Source organism: Nocardioides aestuarii (assembly GCF_039527245.1).
Classification (GTDB): Bacteria; Actinomycetota; Actinomycetes; order Propionibacteriales; family Nocardioidaceae; genus Nocardioides; species Nocardioides aestuarii.
In genome coordinates this window covers 935,064-948,715 of the sequence record NZ_BAAAJT010000002.1, presented here as the reverse complement: position 1 = coordinate 948,715, position 13,652 = coordinate 935,064, and the positions used below count along the sequence as shown (strand labels likewise).

General features: G+C 74.0%; 16 protein-coding genes. 5 read left to right on the top strand and 11 right to left on the bottom strand.

What is annotated here, in order from left to right; genetic code table 11:
* Window positions 1-69: 69 nt before the first annotated feature.
* Window positions 70-1,014: an alpha/beta fold hydrolase gene (locus ABD091_RS04835; RefSeq protein ID WP_343916016.1), complete on the bottom strand. Its 945-nt coding sequence runs from the start codon at window positions 1,012-1,014 to the stop codon at window positions 70-72.
* Between the two features lie 65 nt (window positions 1,015-1,079).
* Here ABD091_RS04835 and ABD091_RS04830 point away from each other — a divergent pair, with 65 nt between their 5' ends.
* Window positions 1,080-1,916, top strand: coding sequence for an esterase/lipase family protein (locus tag ABD091_RS04830; RefSeq protein WP_343916015.1), 837 nt, complete (start codon window positions 1,080-1,082; stop codon window positions 1,914-1,916).
* Window positions 1,917-1,939: 23 nt separating this feature from the next.
* On the opposite strand, the gene glpX is transcribed toward ABD091_RS04830, so the two are convergent.
* The 6 genes from glpX to ABD091_RS04800 are packed head-to-tail and all read right to left on the bottom strand — an operon-like array spanning window position 1,940 to window position 7,180.
* Window positions 1,940-2,959 carry a class II fructose-bisphosphatase gene (gene glpX, locus ABD091_RS04825; RefSeq protein ID WP_343916014.1) on the bottom strand — a complete coding sequence of 340 codons (1,020 nt, stop codon included), beginning with the start codon at window positions 2,957-2,959 and terminating at the stop codon, window positions 1,940-1,942.
* Entirely contained in the window at window positions 2,956-3,951 is a 996-nt protein-coding gene (locus tag ABD091_RS04820) for an ABC transporter ATP-binding protein (protein ID WP_343916013.1), read from the bottom strand. Before ABD091_RS04820 ends, glpX begins: the two co-directional genes overlap by 4 nt.
* Window positions 3,948-4,739 (bottom strand): ABC transporter permease, encoded by a 792-nt coding sequence (locus ABD091_RS04815; RefSeq protein ID WP_343916012.1) that lies wholly within the window; start codon window positions 4,737-4,739, stop codon window positions 3,948-3,950. Before ABD091_RS04815 ends, ABD091_RS04820 begins: the two co-directional genes overlap by 4 nt.
* Complete coding sequence (gene modA, locus ABD091_RS04810; protein ID WP_343916011.1) at window positions 4,736-5,491, bottom strand: molybdate ABC transporter substrate-binding protein; 756 nt, start codon at window positions 5,489-5,491, stop codon at window positions 4,736-4,738. Before modA ends, ABD091_RS04815 begins: the two co-directional genes overlap by 4 nt.
* The gene (locus tag ABD091_RS04805) at window positions 5,488-5,883 is read right to left on the bottom strand and encodes a TOBE domain-containing protein (protein WP_343916010.1); all 396 of its coding nucleotides are present in this window, start codon (window positions 5,881-5,883) and stop codon (window positions 5,488-5,490) included. The genes modA and ABD091_RS04805 overlap by 4 nt, the downstream gene beginning before the upstream one ends.
* Before the next feature lie 58 nt (window positions 5,884-5,941).
* Window positions 5,942-7,180 (bottom strand): SLC13 family permease, encoded by a 1,239-nt coding sequence (locus tag ABD091_RS04800; protein ID WP_343916009.1) that lies wholly within the window; start codon window positions 7,178-7,180, stop codon window positions 5,942-5,944.
* A gap of 34 nt (window positions 7,181-7,214) precedes the next feature.
* Here ABD091_RS04800 and ABD091_RS04795 point away from each other — a divergent pair, with 34 nt between their 5' ends.
* Window positions 7,215-7,748 carry a DUF4245 family protein gene (locus tag ABD091_RS04795; RefSeq protein ID WP_343916008.1) on the top strand — a complete coding sequence of 178 codons (534 nt, stop codon included), beginning with the start codon at window positions 7,215-7,217 and terminating at the stop codon, window positions 7,746-7,748.
* On the opposite strand, the gene ABD091_RS04790 is transcribed toward ABD091_RS04795, so the two are convergent.
* Window positions 7,745-7,957 carry an exodeoxyribonuclease VII small subunit gene (locus ABD091_RS04790; RefSeq protein WP_343916007.1) on the bottom strand — a complete coding sequence of 71 codons (213 nt, stop codon included), beginning with the start codon at window positions 7,955-7,957 and terminating at the stop codon, window positions 7,745-7,747. The two genes, ABD091_RS04795 and ABD091_RS04790, sit on opposite strands and share 4 nt — an antisense overlap.
* On the bottom strand, window positions 7,954-9,186 hold the full coding sequence (gene xseA / locus ABD091_RS04785) for an exodeoxyribonuclease VII large subunit (protein WP_343916006.1): 1,233 nt from the start codon (window positions 9,184-9,186) through the stop codon (window positions 7,954-7,956). The genes ABD091_RS04790 and xseA overlap by 4 nt, the downstream gene beginning before the upstream one ends.
* 66 nt (window positions 9,187-9,252) lie before the next feature.
* Here xseA and ABD091_RS04780 point away from each other — a divergent pair, with 66 nt between their 5' ends.
* A complete protein-coding gene (locus tag ABD091_RS04780) occupies window positions 9,253-10,263 on the top strand; it encodes a 4-hydroxy-3-methylbut-2-enyl diphosphate reductase (RefSeq protein ID WP_343916005.1) in 1,011 nt (336 codons plus the stop codon).
* Window positions 10,264-10,266: 3 nt separating this feature from the next.
* Complete coding sequence (locus ABD091_RS04775; protein ID WP_343916004.1) at window positions 10,267-10,890, top strand: L-threonylcarbamoyladenylate synthase; 624 nt, start codon at window positions 10,267-10,269, stop codon at window positions 10,888-10,890.
* Here the strand turns inward: ABD091_RS04775 and ABD091_RS04770 are convergent.
* The gene (locus tag ABD091_RS04770) at window positions 10,836-11,327 is read right to left on the bottom strand and encodes a DUF6542 domain-containing protein (RefSeq protein ID WP_343916003.1); all 492 of its coding nucleotides are present in this window, start codon (window positions 11,325-11,327) and stop codon (window positions 10,836-10,838) included. The genes ABD091_RS04775 and ABD091_RS04770 overlap by 55 nt on opposite strands.
* Window positions 11,317-12,363 (bottom strand): DNA recombination protein RmuC, encoded by a 1,047-nt coding sequence (locus ABD091_RS04765; protein ID WP_343916002.1) that lies wholly within the window; start codon window positions 12,361-12,363, stop codon window positions 11,317-11,319. Before ABD091_RS04765 ends, ABD091_RS04770 begins: the two co-directional genes overlap by 11 nt.
* A gap of 57 nt (window positions 12,364-12,420) precedes the next feature.
* Between ABD091_RS04765 and ABD091_RS04760 the strand changes: the two genes are divergently transcribed.
* Window positions 12,421-13,650, top strand: a complete 1,230-nt coding sequence (locus ABD091_RS04760; RefSeq protein WP_343916001.1) for a polysaccharide biosynthesis protein — start codon at window positions 12,421-12,423, stop codon at window positions 13,648-13,650.
* Window positions 13,651-13,652 lie beyond the last annotated feature (2 nt).

The window sequence follows — 13,652 nt, the reverse complement described above, 5'->3', positions numbered from 1 at the left end:
GTCGCGCCCCGGTGACACCTCGGTGTCGCCGCCCCGCGACTCATGTGTCACGAGTCCGCGACTCGCGCGTCACAGGTCCGCGACTCGACCTCGGGTGGCGCGGGCCGCGGTGCGGGTGATGGCGTCGACGAAGGTCGGGAAGAGGTCGCGGGGCAGGTCGTGGCCCATCCCGTCGACCACCAGCAGCTCGGCGCCGGGGACGGCGCGCGCGGTCGCCCGGCCGCCGGAGACGTGCACCATCTTGTCGGCCGTCCCGTGGATGACCAGCGCGGGGAGGGACAGCGCCCGCAGCCGCGGCCCGCGGTCGGGCTCGGCGAGGATCGCCAGCATCTGCCGCAGCACCCCGCTCGCGGACACGCCACGGTCGAAGGTGTCGAAGGCCCGGGACAGGACCTCCTCCTCGGTCTGCGGATAGGCCGGCGAACCGATCAGGTGCCACATCCGCGCCGAGCCGGCGGCGTACGCCTCGCGGCCGGAGCCACGCGGGGCGATCATCATCGGCAGCAGTCGTGGGTGCTGCCAGCCGACGGTGCGCTTGCCGGTCGTCGACATGATGCTGGTCAGCGAGCGCACGCGAGCGGGCTCCGCGATCGCCATCGCCTGGGCGATCATGCCGCCCATCGAGACCCCGACGACGTGGGCGGACGCGAGCCCGAGGTGGTCGAGCAGGCCGAGGCCGTCGCGGGCCATGTCGGTCAGCGTGTAGGGCGGTCGCACCGGGCGCCCCGCGAACGCGCGGATCAGCGCGCCACGGCGTACTCGCTCCTTCATCCGGGTCGACCGGCCGGTGTCGCGGTTGTCGTAGCGCACGACGTAGTGGCCACGGGCCGCGAGCTGGCGGCAGAAGTCGGGGTCCCACCAGGTCATGGGGCCGCCGAGACCCATGACGAGCAGGACCGGGGCGTCGTCGGGACTGCCGTAGGTCTGGTAGCAGAGCTCCACGCCGTCGCCGACCGGGGCGAAGAGCTCCTCGGACACGGCGACCTCGGCCCCCTGGCTGGTCGGTGACGTCATACCGGCAGTATCCCCACCCGCCGAAATCCCGCACAACCGGGTGCAGGACCCCTAGCCTCGATCGGGTGGCACGCAGCGTGGGCACCTTCCTGCTGCCCGAGGGCTTCGCGCCCCCGGGTCTGGCCGCGGTGCTCCGCGAGGGCTCGGTGGTCGGCGAGGCCGGGCGCCACCTGGTCTGGGCCGCGGGCGAACGGCGGACCCGCCGCGCGACGCCGTACGCCGCCCGGCCCTCGACCCGCGGCGCGCCGGTCGTGCTCGTCCCCGGTTTCCTGGCCGGTGATGCGTCGCTGTCGCTGATGGCGCGCTCGCTGCGGCGCCAGGGCTACCGCACCTATCGCTCGCTCATCGGCGTGAACGCCGGCTGCACCCTGGCCGCGGCGACCCAGCTCGAGGCGCGGATCGAGGCCGTCGCCCAACGGCGCGGCGCCCGCGTCCACGTCGTCGGTCACAGCCTCGGCGGGATGCTCGCGCGGGGCCTCGCCGTACGCCGCCCCGACCTGGTCGCCGGCATCGTCACCCTCGGCAGCCCGATGCTCGCGCCGGGAGCCCACCACGCCTCGCTGGCCCGCAGCGTGGACGTGCTCGTCCGGCTGAGCCGTGCCGGGCTGCCCGGGCTGATGGCGGAGGACTGCGTGGCCGGCGTGTGCGCCCGGCAGAGCTTCGACGAGAGCCGCCAGCCCGTCCCCGGCGGCGTCGGCTTCACCGCGGTCTACAGCCGTCGCGACGGCATCGTCGACTGGCGGGCGTGCGTCGACCCCGTCGCCCACCAGGTCGAGGTCACCGCGTCCCACGTCGGAATGGCGGTCGACCCGTCGACGATCGAGGCGGTGCTGGCGGCGCTGCTCGCTCAGCAGCCCGCCGCCGCGGGGGAGGCCTGGTCGCCGCTCGCCGGGTCCGCCTGAGGCCCGACTCCGCCGGCGACGTCTCAGTGGTCGAAGTCGATGGAGGCGAAGGTGCGGAGCTTGGCGAGCTGGTGCTCGCTGCTGATCAGCCGGATGGTGCCGCTGCGGGCGCGCATGACGAGCGACTCCGTGGTGCAGCCACCGGCGCGGTAGCGCACGCCCTGCATCAGCTCGCCGTCGGTGATGCCGGTCGCGACGAAGAAGGCGTCGTCGCCGCGGACCAGGTCGTCGGTGGAGAGGACGTGGTCGTCGGAGAGGTCGTGACCCGCGTCGAGGGCCCTCTGGCGCTCCGCGTCGTCCTGCGGCCACAGCTGGCCCTGGATCACGCCACCGGTGCACTTCATCGCGCAGGCCGCGATGATCCCCTCGGGCGTGCCGCCGATGCCGAGCAGCAGGTCGATGCCGGTGTTGGCGCGGGCGGCCATGATCGCGCCGGCGACGTCGCCGTCCTGGATGAACTTGATGCGCGCGCCCGTACGCCGGATCTCGGCCGCCAGCTCCTCGTGGCGGGGCCGGTCGAGCAGCACGACGGTGACGTCCTCGACCTGGGAGCCCTTGGCCTTCGCCACCGCCCGGATGTTCTCGGCGACCGGCTTGCGGATGTCGACGACGTCGGCGGCCTCGGGGCCGGTGACCAGCTTCTTCATGTAGAAGACCGCGGAGGGGTCGTACATCGCGCCGCGCGGGGCGACCGCGAGCACCGCGATCGCGTTGTTCATGCCCTTGGCGGTCAGCGTGGTGCCGTCGATCGGGTCGACGGCGACGTCGCACTCGGGGCCGGTGCCGTCGCCGACCTCCTCGCCGTTGTAGAGCATCGGAGCCTGGTCCTTCTCGCCCTCGCCGATGACGACGGTGCCGGCCATGCTGATCGAGGAGATCATCACGCGCATGGCGTTGACGGCCACGCCGTCGGCGCCGTTCTTGTCGCCCTTGCCGACCCAGCGGCCGGCGGCCATGGCGGCGGCCTCGGTGACCCTCACCAGCTCCATCGCGAGGTTGCGGTCGACCTTGCCGGCGTTGAGGGGGAGCTGGGCCTCAGTCATGGCGAGACCGTACCCCAGTCGTCGGGGTGCGACTCGTAGCGCCTGACCGCCGTCTCCTTGGCCGAGAGCCACACCGCGCGGCCCGGCGCGAGGCCGAGCTCGGTGGCCGCGCCGGGGGTCACGTCGGCGATCAGGTCCGGACCGCCCGTGGTGTGCACCAGCAGCCGTACGGCGTCGCCGTGGGGCGACACGTCGGCGACCTGCCCCTCCCAGCGCAGCCGCGGCGAGCCCTCGGGCGGCGCGAGCGACACCGCCACGACCTCGGGCGGGAAGGCGACCAGCGTCTCGGCCTCCCGGACCACGTTGAGCCCGACCAGCCGCGCGACGTGCTCGGTGCGGGGACGCTGCGAGACCTCCGCCGGCGTGCCGACCTGGGCGACCTGGCCGCCGTCGAGGACCAGCACCCGGTCGGCGATCGTGAGGGCGTCGATCGCGTGGTGGGTCACCAGCAGCGTCGCCCCGTCGTACGCCGCGAGGTGACGGCCGAGCTCGATGCGCAGCGCCATCGCGACCTTGACGTCGAGGCCGGTCAGCGGCTCGTCGAGCAGCAGCAGCCACGGGTCGGTGGCCAGCGCCCGGGCGATGGCGACCCGTTGGGCCTGGCCGCCGGAGAGCTGGCCCGGCCTGCGGTGCCCGAGGTCGCCGAGGCCGAACCGCTCCAGCCAGTCGGCGGCGACCCGCTCCGCCTCGGCGCGGCCGGTGCCGCGGGCTCGCGGACCGAAGGCCACGTTGGCGAGGGCGGAGAGGTGGGGGAAGAGGAGCTGCTGCTGGAAGACGAGCCCGACGTGACGGTCCTTGGCCGGCAGGGCCAGCAGGTCACGACCGTCGAGCAGCGCGGTGCCCTCGGCCGGCACCAGGCCGGCCAGCGCCTGCACGAGGCTCGACTTGCCGGCGCCGTTGGGGCCGATGACGGCGAGGACCTCGCCCCGCGCGACCTCGAACGCCGCCTCGACCCGGCCCGGCACGCGCAGGTCCACCTGCAGCCCGCTCACGGCGTGCCCAGCCAGCGGTCGCGGAGCAGCAGCAGCACGGCCACCGAGACCAGCAGCATCACCAGGCTCAGCGCGAGGGCGGCGTCCTGGTCGGACTGGCGGGTGACGTAGATCAGGTTCGGCATCACCTGGGTGGTGCCGGGGTAGTTGCCGTTGAAGGTGATGGTCGCGCCGAACTCGCCGAGCGCCCGGGCCCAGCCGAGGACCAGGCCGGCGACGATGCCGGGCAGGGCGAGCGGGACGCTGACCCGCCGGAAGGCCGTCCAGCGGCCGGCGCCCAGGGTGGCCGCGGCGGCGTCGTACTCGCGACCCGCGGCACGGAAGGCTCCCTCGACCGAGATCACGACGAAGGGCAGCGCGACGAAGACGTGGGAGAGGACCACGCCCCAGGTGGTGAAGGGGAAGCTGAACCCGGTCAGCTCGAGGATCGGCTCGCCGAGCAGGCCGCGGCGGCCGAAGGCGGTGCGCAGCGCGACGCCCGCAACGACCGGCGGGAGCACCAGCGGCACCGACACCAGGGCGCGCACCACGCTGCGGCCGGGGAAGTCGATGCGCGCCAGGACCCAGGCCAGCGGCAGGCCCAGGACGAGGCAGATCAGCGCGGCCGCCGTCGCGGTCGTGAGCGAGAGCCACAACGCCTCGCGCAGCGGCTCGGACCGCAGCTGGGCGGGCAGCCCGGACCAGGTGGTCGCCGCCACCATGGCGGCGAGCGGGACGACGAGGAGCGCGGTGGCCAGTGCGGCGGGGACCAGCAGGACGGCGGGGGCGCGGCCGAGCGGATCCCTCACGGGGAGGAGAATCCCGCGTCCTCCAGCGCCTGTCGACCCGACGCGCTCTCGACGAGCTCGATCCAGTCGCCCGCCAGGTCGGCGTCGGAGCTCTGGGCGAGGGGAGCCAGGTAGTAGACGGCGGGGACCTCCTGGGCTCCGTCGATCGCCACCGACTCGACGTCGTCACCGGCGGTCACGGCGTCGGAGGCGTAGACGAGGCCGGCGTCGGCCTCACCGGTCGCGACCTTCTCGAGCGTCGCCTTGACGTCGACCTCGAGGCTGACCGGTTCGGCGGTGACGCCGGCGCCGTCGAGGAGCGAGAGGGCGACCCGACCGCACGGGACGTCGTCGGCGCAGCGGACCCAGTCGACGTCGGCGAGGTCGTCGAGCGACTCGACGCCCGCGGGGTTGCCGGGGGCCGTGACGATGACGAGCTGGTTCTCGGCGAAGACGACCGGCTCCTCGGCCGTCACGTCGGCGTCGACCGCGATCTGCATGGCGGTCTCGTCGGCGGTCGCGAGGACGTCGCCGGGCGCACCGTCGGCGACCGTCTCGGCGAGGTCGGTGCTCGAGCCGAACTGGAGCTCCACCTCGACGCCGTCGTGATCGGTCTCGAAGTCGTCGGCGAGGGTGGTGAAGGCCTCGGTGAGGGATGCCGCAGCGAGGACCTGGAGCTTCTCGGGATCGCCGGCACCTGCCTCGGAGTCGCCACCGCACCCGGCGAGGGCGAGGGGGAGCAGGAGGACGAGGACGGGCAGGTTCTTGGTCACGGGCGCTCCACGACGACGTTGGTGGACTTGACCGACGCGATGGCCCTGGCCCCGGGTTCGAGGCCGAGCTCGTCGGCGGCCTCGGCGCTCATCAGGGAGACCAGCCGGTAGGGGCCGCAGATCATGTCGACCTGCGCCATGACGGTGTCCTTGACGACGCGGGTGACGATGCCGGGCAGCCGGTTGCGGGCGCTGACGGCGCTCGCGCGGTTCTGCTCGCGGTCGGGATGGTCGGCGAGCTCCTCGGCGAGCCGGGCCACGTCCACTCCTCTGACCGTGGCCCGGCCTCCCCCCGAGCCGGCGGGCAGCCGCCCCGCCTCGACCCAGCGCCGCACCGTGTCGTCGCTGACGCCGAGCACCTCGGCCACCTCCGCGATCCGGTACGTCGTCACGGTGGGAGAATGCCGCACCTGCGGAAGATTTACAACGCTGAGTCCGCACGTGCGGGATTCAGGAGGTCAACCAGAGGGTGGCGACGGCGGCCACCAGGCACGCCGGCGTCAGGGTGAGCGACACGCGGTGCAGCTCCCGCGACGGCGCGGGGAGCCCCTGGCGCAGCAGCGAGCGCCGCCACAGCAGGGTGGCCAGCGACCCCGTCCACGTCAGGCCCGACCCGATCGTCAGCCCGAGCAGGGCAGCGAGCACGGCCTGGTCGCCCAGACCGGTGAGCATCGGCACCAGCAGCAGGGTCGCCGAGAGGTTGGTGACCAGCGCGGACAGCAGGGCCGCGACCACCGCGATCCAGAGCAGGTCGACCAGGTCGGTCCCGTCCGGCACCAGGCGCGCCAGGTCGTCGCCGAGAACCCCCTCGCCCAGCGCCGCGACCACCAGGCCGAGCGCGAGCACGAACACCGCGAACGACGGGTGGGCCGCATGCAGCACCCGCGCCGGGGTGGTGAGGCCGCGTCCGGCGGCCCAGGCGGTCATCGCCAGTGCGGTCACGCCCGACACCCAGGCCGGGTCGAGACCGGCCGCGGACGCCGCCGCGAACCCGACCAGCATCAGCCCGACCGCGGTCACGGGCACGACCGGCACCGGCAGCGGCGCGGTGGCCGGCGCGCGGGTCGGAGGCTGCGACAGGTCGCGCCGGTGGAGCAGCCGGAGGCCGGCGTACTCCACCACGAGGACGACGGCCAGCACGGGTGCCATCGCCAGCGCGAACCCGGTGAAGCCGAGGTCGAGGTGGGGGAGGGCCAGCAGGTTGGTGAGGTTGGAGACGGGGAGCAGCAGCGAGGCGGAGTTGGCCATCCGCAGGCAGGCCGTCGCGCCGGGTCGGTACGGCGTGCCGAGGGCGAGGCTGGTGGCGACGACGACCGGCGTGAGCAGCACCACGGTCGCGTCCAGGCTCAGCGCGGTCGTCACGAGGGCGGCGGCGACGAAGGTGCCGGTGAACACCGCCGTCGTACGACCGCCGCGGAGCCGGCCGATCCGGTCGGCCGCCCACGTGAAGACGCCCGCGGCCGCGCAGACGTCGGCGACGACCAGGATGGTCACGAGGAAGACGACGACCGGACCGAGGTGGGTGATCGTCGGCCCGACCACGGTGTCGTCGAGGTGGCCGGTCGCGGCCACGACCGCCACGGCCAGGACGCCCACGACCAGCTCGACCCGCCCCGACGGGTGCCGGAAGGCGGTCACCAGGAGGGCTGCGAGCGCGCCGAGGGCGAGCAGGTCGGCGACGGGTGGCACCTGCGGAATCTACGGCACCTGTGAGACTGGTTCCGTGAGCGAGCAGCCCGGCCGTTACCAGCGATCCTTCTCCGGCATGCTCGGAGCACTGGTGGTCCTGCTGCTGGTCATCGGCGGCTACGTCGCCTTCCGGGCGATCACGCGTGAGGACCTCGAGGTCGAGGTCGATGCCGTCGACTACCTCGAGACCGTCGGCTTCGCCCAGGACGCCGACCTGACCGTGGTCTACCCGCCGACCGTGCCGGAGGGCTGGAAGGCGACCAGCGTCGACTCCCAGCCGGGGCGCGAGTGGAGCATCGGGTTCCTGACGCCCGACGGGTTCGCCGGCGTCCACCAGTCGGAGGCGTCGTCGTCCTCGATCATCGAGACCTACGTCGACCCGGACGCCAACGAGGGCGATCCTGTCACCATCGCCGGCTCGGACTGGGACACCTGGACCGACGAGGGCGGCGACGTCGGCTACCTCGGCGAGGTCGACGGCCAGCAGGTCCTGGTCTACGGCTCGGCGCCCCCCGACGCCCTCCGGTCCCTCGCCGCCTCCCTCACCACCGAACCGCTGACGGGTTAGCCCTCGTCGGCCTCGAGGACGGCGTCGAGGCGCTCGCGGGCTCCGTCGAGCCAGGCCTGGCAGGTGGTGGCGAGCTGCTCGCCCTTCTCCCACAGGGCGAGCGACTCCTCGAGCGTCAGGCCACCGGCCTCGAGGGCGCGCACGACCTCGACGAGCTCCTCGCGGGCCCGCTCGTAGGGGATCTGCTCCTCGCTCGCTTCCTTGCTCATGACGACTCCTTCTCGGTCTCGGTGGTGGTGGCGAGCACCCGGCCGTCGGCGACGCGGACGCTCACCGACTGGCCGGCGCTGACCCCGTCGACGCTGGTCACGACGTGGCCCGCGTCGTCCTGGAGGACGGCGTAGCCGCGCTGGAGGGTGGCCAGCGGTGAGAGCGCGCGGGCGCGGGCGCGCTGGTGGTCGAGGTTGTCGGCGGCCCGGTCGAGCGCGTGGCGCAGCGATCGTCGGGCGCGGTCGCGCAGGGCGACCACCTCGTCGGCGCGCTCGGCGACGAGGCTGCGGGGGTCGGCGAGCACCGGGCGTGACCGGAGCGCGTCGAGCGCCTGCTGCTCGCGCGCGACGAGCCGGGTGATGTCGCCGCGCAGGCGGGCGCGGGCGGCGTCGACCTGGGCCAGCTCCTCGGCCATGTCGGGCACCAGCAGCTTGGCGGCGTCGGTCGGGGTCGAGGCCCGGACGTCGGCGACGAGGTCGAGCAGCGGGCTGTCCGGCTCGTGGCCGATCGCCGAGACCACCGGGGTCCGGACCGCGCGGACGGCGCGGACCAGCCCCTCGTCGGAGAACGGCAGCAGGTCCTCGACCGAGCCGCCGCCCCGGGCCACGACGATCACGTCGACGTGGGCGAGCCGGTCGAGCTTCTCGACCGCCTCCATGACCTCCAGCGCCGAGCGCTGCCCCTGCATCGCGGCGTACGCCGTCTCGAACCGCACCGCCGGCCACCGCCGCCGGGCGTTGTCGACGATGTCGCGCTCGGCGGCCGAGCCCGGGGCGGTGACCAACCCGATGCAGGAGGGCAGGAACGGCAGGCGCTGCTTGAGCGCGGGGTCGAAGAGCCCCTCGGCCGCGAGCAGCTGGCGCCTTCGTTCGAGCCGCGCCAGCAGCTCGCCCAGGCCGACCATCCGGATGTCGGTGGCGGCCAGCGAGAGGCTGCCGTTGGCGGGGTAGTAGCTGGGGCGGGCGTGGATGACGATGCTCGCCCCCTCGACCAGGGGCGGGTTGAGCGAGTCGAAGAGGGTGCGCGAGCAGGTCACGGGCACCGACACCTGGGCGACGGGGTCACGCAGGGTGAGGAAGACCGTCGCGAGCCCGGGTCGGCGGCTGAACTGGGTGACCTGGCCCTCGACCCAGACGGCGCCGAGCTGGCCGATCCACTGGGACAGGGCGTTGGCGACCGCGCGCACCGGGGCCGGTGACTCGACCGTCGCGTCGCGGAGGGAGGGCACGCGCTCACCCTAGGGGCAGCTGCCGACGACTCGGCGCGAGCCGCCGTGGTCCGTAGACTGAGCCGCATGTCGACCGACCTCGGAAACCCGCGTGTCCTGACCGAGGACGAGCGCAGCGTGCTCCTCGCAGCCCCCCGCGGCTACTGCGCCGGTGTCGACCGGGCGGTGGTGACCGTCGAGCAGGCGCTCGACCTCTACGGTGCCCCGGTCTACGTGCGCAAGCAGATCGTGCACAACAAGCACGTCGTCTCCACGCTGGAGGACCGCGGCGCGATCTTCGTCGAGGAGCTCGACGAGGTGCCGGAGGGCGCCACCGTCGTCTTCTCCGCCCACGGCGTCTCCCCGGAGGTCCACCGCCAGGCCGGCGAGCGGTCGCTGAAGACGATCGACGCGACCTGCCCGTTGGTGACCAAGGTCCACCACGAGGCGAAGCGGTTCGCGAACGAGGACTACGACATCCTGCTGATCGGCCACGAGGGCCACGAGGAGGTCGAGGGCACCGCCGGCGAGGCGCCGGACCACATCCAGCTCGTGCAGAGCCCCGCCGACGTCCCGGGCATCGTCGTGCGCGACCCCGAGCGGGTCGCCTGGCTCTCGCAGACCACCCTCAGCGTCGACGAGACGCTCGAGACGGTGGCGGCGATCCGCGAGCGCTTCCCGGCTCTGCTCGACCCGCCGAGCGACGACATCTGCTACGCGACCCAGAACCGCCAGCTCGCGGTGAAGGAGATCGCCCAGGACGCCGACCTCCTCATCGTGGTCGGCTCCGGCAACTCCTCCAACAGCGTGCGGCTGGTCGAGGTCGCCCTCGAGGCCGGCGCGAAGGCCTCCTACCGCGTCGACGACGCGAGCGAGATCGACGAGGCCTGGCTCGAGGGGGTCTCCACGGTCAGCGTGACCAGCGGTGCGAGCGTCCCCGAGGAGCTCGTCGAGGGCGTGCTCGCGTTCCTCGCGGAGCGGGGCTACCCGGACGCGAAGGCGGTCCACTCCGCCGAGGAGTCGCTGATCTTCGCGCTCCCCAAGGAGCTGCGCAGGGACCTCAAGGCGGCCCAGGCCGCCGCGGCGGGCCGGGCCTGAGCCGTGGCCCGCTACGTCGACATCCACCCCGTCGACCCCCAGCCCCGGCTGGTGGGCCAGGTGGTCGAGGCGCTGCGCGACGACGCCCTGATCGCCTACCCGACCGACTCGGGCTATGCGCTGGGCTGCCAGCTCGGCAACCGTGACGGCCGCGACCGGATCCTGCGGATCCGTCAGCTCGACGACCGCCACCACTTCACGCTGATGTGCAAGGACTTCGCCCAGCTCGGGCAGTTCGTCCACATCGACAACGCGGCCTTCCGGGCGATCAAGGCGGCGACGCCGGGTCCCTACACCTTCATCCTGCCGGCCACCGGCGAGGTCCCGAAGCGGCTGATGCACCCCAAGAAGCGCACCGTGGGAGTCCGGATCCCCGACCACACGCTGGTCTGCGCGCTGCTCGAGGAGCTCGGCGAGCCGATCCTCACCAGCACGCTCATCCTCCCCGGTGAGGAGGAGCCGCGCACGATGGGGTGGGAGATCAAGGAGGACCTCGACCACCAGGTCGACGTCGTCGTCGAGGCGGGTGAGACCAGCGCCGAGCCGACCACCGTCGTGGACTGGTCGGAGGGCTATCCGGAGGTCGTGCGGGTGGGAGCGGGCGACCCGGACAGGTTCGCCGCCTGACGCTCCCGGCCCCGGGTCACGAACCGGTGGCGTACGGCGAGCACCGCCAGGCAGAGCAGGTAGCCGACGACCAGGGCGCCCGCGTGGTGGGCCAGCCCGGTGACGACCGACTGGACGGCGCCGTCCTGGGGCTCACCGAGGACGGCGGGCCGCGTCACCTCGATCAGCACGAGGACGCCGAGCATCAGCAGGGGCGGCAGGACCCCCACGGTGAAGAAGTCGCGGGGCCGCACGAGCAGCGCGACCGCGAGGCAGAGGCCGACGAAGGCGATGTCGAAGAGCCAGCCGAGGTCGCCGCCGAGCGCGAGATCGAGCGCCACGCCGGTCAGCGCCACGGCCGCTCCGAGCGCGACGACCTGCCGGCCGGGCTCGTGGCCCTCCTCCCAGAGGGTCCGCCCAGCCGGGCCCGTCCGTGCAGGCGCGTGGCTATCGGGCACGAGGCCAAACTAGGGCGACCTCGTCGTCCTCGGGGGGCGGCGCGCCGAGCGAGCGCACCCCGGCCTCGACCTGCCGGGGGCCCTCCAGCGCCTCGTCGGTGACCGAGAGGTCGCGGAACCGGCGGGCCGAGACCATGACCCGTGCCTCGAGGCTGCCGACCGCGGCGTTGTAGTGACCGACCGCCGCGCCGAGCGACCGACCGACCGAGTCGAGGTGGCCCGCGAACGTGCCGAGCCGGTCGTGGAGGTCGCGTCCGAGCGCCTGCACCTCGCGCGCCTGGTCGGCGAGCGCCTCGTGGCGCCAGCCGTGGGCGATGGTGCGCAGGAGGGCGATCAGGGTCGTCGGCGAGGCGAGCACGACGCCACGGTCTGCGGCGTACTCGATCAGGTCGCGGTCGGCCTCGAGGGCAACCGCGAGGCAGGACTCGGCCGGCACGAACAGCACCACGAACTCCGGGCTCTCGTCGAGCGCCCGCCAGTAGGCCTTGGAGCCGAGCTGGTCGACGTGGCTGCGGAGCTGGCGGACGTGGCGACGAACGGCCTGCTCGCGCGCGGCCGGGTCGTCGGTGGCCGTCGCGTCGAGGTAGGCCTCGAGCGGCACCTTGGCATCGACGACGACGCTGCGCCCGCCCACGAGCCGCACGACGAGGTCGGGGCGGAGCGTGCCGCCCGCGACCTGCACCTGCTCACGGAAGTCGCAGCGGTCGACCAGGCCGGCCAGCTCGACGGCGCGGCGGAGGTGGAGCTCGCCCCAGCGCCCCCTCACCTGGGGACGCCGCAACGCGGTCGAGAGGGTACGCGTCTCGGTCTGGAGGTCGCTCACATGGCGGCGGAGCTCGCCCTGCCAGGTCGCCCGCTGGCGGTCGAGGTCGATCAGCTGGTCGCTGAGCCGGTCGAGGCCCTGCATCACCTCGGCGCGCTCGAGCGCACCCTCGACGACCTCGCCCGTGGCACGCGTGCGCGCCCATAGCGCGCCGATCACGCCGCCGAGCACGAGCCCGAGCGCGAGTCCGGTCACCAGCCACACGATCTCCATGGCGCTCAGCATGCCGGTGACCACCGACAAGGCCGGGGACCGGCACAATCACCCCCGATGACCGACACCAGGACGGACGGGCGCGGACGGCGCGACACCACGGCGCTCGCCGTGGGGTCGGTGCTCAACGGGGTGCTGGCCTATGTCTTCTTCGCGCTCGTCACCCGCGCCCTCGGCGCGGGTCCGGCGGCACCCGTGGCCGTGCTCTGGGCCTGGTGGAGCTTCGCCGGCGCCGCCTTCACCTTCCCGGTGCAGCACTGGATCACCCGCACCTGCTCGCTCCCCGCCGGGGAGCAGGGCGTACGCCGCGGGCTGGGCCGCGTCGCCGCCGCCGTCGTGGCCGCGTCGCTGGTCGCGGGCGCTTTGTCGTGGGCGTTCGGGGAGCGGCTGTTCGGCGCGGACGCCGGCGGGTTCCCGCTGCTGGTCGTGGCGGTCGGCGTCGGCTCGGGAGTCCTGGGCGTGGTCCGCGGGCTGCTCAGCGGCCGCGACCGGTTCGGGGCGCTCGGGCTCAACCTCGTGCTCGAGAACGGTGTGCGCTGCGTCGTCGCCGGGGTGCTGATGGCTGCCGACAACGAGCACGCGGCCGCCTACGGGCTGGCGCTGCTCGCCGGCTATGCCGTCGCGCTCCTGAGGCCCTCGGCGCTGGTGCCCCGCTCGACCGGCGAGGGAGAGGCTCCCGGGGCGTTGTCCTTCGTCACCGGGGCCTCGGCCGGCCAGCTCCTGGCACAGGTGACGCTGACCGGCGGTCCGGTGCTGCTCGCCGCCGTGAACGGCGCGCCCGCCGAGGTGACCGCCCTCTTCGCGGGGCTCGCCCTGTTCCGCGCTCCCTACACGCTCGCCCTCGGGATGGTGGCCGGCCTGACCGGCCGCCTGACCCGGCTGGTCGAGGACGGCCGCCACGACGCGCTCGTCCGCGTGCGCGAGGTGGTGGTCGTGGCGACCCTGGTCCTCGCCGTGCTCGGAGGGCTCGGGGGTGCGTGGCTCGGCCCGTGGCTCATGGAGCTGGTCTTCGGCGAGGGGGTCCGCCTCGGTGGGGGAGACACCGCGATCGTCGCGGTCGGCAGCGTCTTCGCGCTCGCCAACCTGGTCCTGACCGTCGGCCTGCTCGCCCGCGGGCTGCCGGGCACGGTCGCCCGTACGTGGCTCGCCTCGCTGCCGTTCGGGGCGGTCGCGCTCGTCGTCGCCCCCGGCGACGCGCTCACCCGGACCTGCTGGACCTTCCTCGTCGTGGAGGTCGCCGCGTGGATCGGGTTCCTGCTGCTGGAGCGTCGCGCCGACCGCGGCTAGGT